The organism is Polynucleobacter sp. 35-46-11, from assembly GCF_002281105.1.
Window position 1 is genome coordinate 1 of the sequence record NZ_NCFJ01000298.1, and the last position, 3,182, is coordinate 3,182.

The window sequence follows — 3,182 nt, forward strand, 5'->3', positions numbered from 1 at the left end:
TATGGATATAATCAAATCATTGATTTTAAAGGATTTGAGGCACGATCTCATGCTTGACCGTGAAGGGTATCGACCCAATGTCGGCATAGTCCTCCTCAATAGCCATAACGAGGTTTTCTGGGGAAAACGCGTTGGGCAGCATTCGTGGCAGTTCCCGCAGGGCGGGATTCAGCATGGTGAGAGCCCAGAGCAGGCCATGTACCGCGAATTGCATGAGGAAGTTGGCTTGCTGCCAGAACATGTCCAAATTATTGGACGAACCAGGGACTGGCTTCGTTATGACGTCCCGGAGGAGTTCTTGCGTCGTCAACATACCTCCAAAACTCATCGGGCCAGCTACCGCGGCCAAAAACAAATCTGGTTTTTACTTCGTTTAGTGGGTTTAGACAGCGATATTCATCTGCGCGCTTCAGAACATCCTGAATTTGATGCTTGGCGCTGGGTTCCTTTTTGGATTCAACTTGATTCCGTGATTGATTTCAAGCGCGAGGTCTATCAATTAGCCCTTTCCGAGCTTGCGCGTTATTTGTCCCGTGGCATGCGCATGCAGCAGCTTGCCTGGGGATCTCCGCTCGATTTATTTCAATCCCTGTATGGAGTCGAAGAAGATGAGCCCAAAGAAGTAAAACCTACAGATAAGCCATGATGAAACCATCTATTCGCAGTCTTCGACTCTCAACCATTGGCTTAGCCATCAGCCTAGCCCTAGCAGGATGTGCAGGAGATCCTTTAGAGAGCGAGGTTGATCCTTTTGCACCGATGGTTTTCAAAGAGGGTGCGACGGCAATGCCACTAAATCCCCCGAATAAAGCAACTATTCAGCCTTTTTATGTCTCACAACAAACTATTTTTAAGTTTGCGGTAGACACCGACTCCATTTTGATTGGTAACGATGGCATCACCAGATATATCGTTATTTTGACAAGCCCTAATGGCAACAGCCAAGTTCAATACGAGGGTATTCGTTGCGATTCCTTCCAGTGGCGCCTCTATGGCACCTTCGAATCCAATGCCTGGAAAGAGAATCCCCTATCCAGCTGGAACCCAATCAGGGACCACACACCAAATCGCTACCAAGCTGCGTTAGCACAAGGCGCATTCTGTAACTTCAATATGCAAGAGAAAAACATCAAAAATATTATCCAGTCACTGAACCCAAATGGATTTACTGGCGGCACAAAACCTACCAACTCATTTGGCGTAATTAATTAAAATACGTATTGATTGAGTTTTATGGCTTAAGCAGCCGTCAGGCAAGTGCCAATTTTTTCACCGCTCATTAAGCGAGTGAGGACCTCAGGTTCGCGCCCAGAGGCAATGACAGTGGCAGCACCTGTTTGAGCTGCAACTTTCGCAGCCAACACTTTAGTCAGCATGCCGCCTTTACTAAGTTCACTAGCAGCACCCCCAGCCATTTTTTCTAAAGCAGGATCACCGGCAGTAACATCCCTTAATAAAGTAGCGGAAGCATCGTGGCGTGGATCAGCCGTAAATAAACCGCCTTGATCGGTCAAGATCACCAACAAATCTGCATGAATTAAATTCGTTACTAAAGCAGCCAAGCTATCGTTATCACCAAATTTAATTTCATCAGTAACTACGGTATCATTTTCATTGATGATAGGAACAACCCCAAGCTTTAGCAAAGTATCTAAAGTCGCTTTGGCGTTAGCGTTACGCTCATCATGCGCTAAGTCGGCATTGGTCAATAGCACTTGCGCACTACGCAAATTAAAGCGCGCAAAACAACTTTCGTAAACTTGAACTAAACCCATTTGACCAACGGCAGCCGCAGCTTGTAGCTGATGAATTTCTGTTGGGCGCTTAGCCCAACCCAGCCGTTGCATACCCTCAGCAATTGCGCCAGAGCTCACCATCAATACCTCATGTCCAGCAGCTAACAAGGCAGCCATTTGCTCAGCCCACATACCAATTGCAGCCCGATCTAAGCCCTCACCATTATTGGTGACTAGGCTTGAGCCTACTTTCACTACGATTCGTTTAGCTTTCTGAGTGTTCATATCAAATACGGTTCTCAAATGACTACTGATTAATCTGGGGCTTTGTCTTCTGGCTGAGTTTGCGCTTGATAACGTGGGTCAGCAGCACGCTCATCCTCATCATCTCTACCCTTGCGAATAGAGTCTAAATAATCTTGTAATGAGTAGCACAGCTTATCGCAACCCAAGCCCGTTAAAGCAGAGATCTCAAATACAGGACCCTTCCACTTAAACCGCTTAATGAAATCCGCCACCACTTTCTTGCGATCTTCTTCGGGAATCATGTCGACTTTATTCAAAACCAACCAACGCGGCTTTTCCACCAGAGCTTCATCGTACTTACGCAATTCATTCACGATGGCTACAGCATCTGCCACTGGATCAACATTGTCATCAAATGGTGCGATATCGACTAAATGCAACAGCACACCAGTGCGCTGCAAGTGCCTTAAGAAGCGATGGCCTAAACCTGCACCTTCTGCAGCGCCCTCAATCAATCCTGGAATATCGGCAATCACAAAGCTACGCTCAGCACCCACACGTACTACACCCAAATTTGGATGCAAGGTTGTAAATGGATAGTTTGCAATCTTTGGACGCGCATTAGACACGGCGGTAATCAAAGTCGATTTACCCGCGTTAGGCATACCTAACAAACCAACGTCAGCCAATACTTTTAATTCAAGTTTGAGCTTACGACGCTCGCCCTCTTTACCATTCGTCTTTTGGCGAGGAGCGCGGTTCGTACTACTTTTGAAATGAATATTTCCCCAACCACCAACACCACCCTGCGCCAAACAAAGGCGCTCACCATGGGTTGTTAAATCAGCAATTGGCTCACCAGTTTCATAATCAGAAATGATGGTGCCAACTGGCATACGCAACTCAATATCGTCGCCTGCACGACCATAACAATCAGCGCCACGGCCAGGCTCACCATTTTTTGCGGTGTGCGTTTTAGCGTAGCGATAGTCAATCAAGGTGTTGATGTTGCGATCGGCAGTAGCCCAAACGCTTCCGCCTTTACCACCATCACCGCCATCGGGTCCACCGAATTCGATAAACTTTTCGCGGCGCATGGAAGCACTCCCGGCGCCACCTTGGCCAGCTATGACTTCAATACGAGCTTCGTCTATAAATTTCATGAATAAAAAAGGCCTCGCTTAGCGAGGCCTGTTCCTA

Annotated in this window: 3 protein-coding genes and 1 pseudogene; 2 read left to right on the forward strand and 2 right to left on the reverse strand. The window is 47.1% G+C overall.

Annotated elements, in window-relative coordinates; translation table 11 throughout:
* Positions 1-49 precede the first annotated feature (49 nt).
* Both B7Y67_RS13805 and B7Y67_RS13810 read left to right on the forward strand, forming a co-directional pair.
* Entirely contained in the window at positions 50-646 is a 597-nt protein-coding gene (locus B7Y67_RS13805; protein WP_293599148.1) for an RNA pyrophosphohydrolase, read from the forward strand.
* Entirely contained in the window at positions 643-1,212 is a 570-nt protein-coding gene (locus tag B7Y67_RS13810) for a CNP1-like family protein (protein ID WP_293599149.1), read from the forward strand. Before B7Y67_RS13805 ends, B7Y67_RS13810 begins: the two co-directional genes overlap by 4 nt.
* 38 nt (positions 1,213-1,250) lie before the next feature.
* Here the strand turns inward: B7Y67_RS13810 and proB are convergent.
* Positions 1,251-2,021 (reverse strand): annotated as a pseudogene (gene proB, locus B7Y67_RS13815) (glutamate 5-kinase); the annotation flags it as partial.
* A 29-nt stretch (positions 2,022-2,050) separates the two neighbouring features.
* Positions 2,051-3,145 (reverse strand): GTPase ObgE, encoded by a 1,095-nt coding sequence (obgE, locus tag B7Y67_RS13820; RefSeq protein ID WP_293599150.1) that lies wholly within the window; start codon positions 3,143-3,145, stop codon positions 2,051-2,053.
* Between the last annotated feature and the right edge of the window lie 37 nt (positions 3,146-3,182).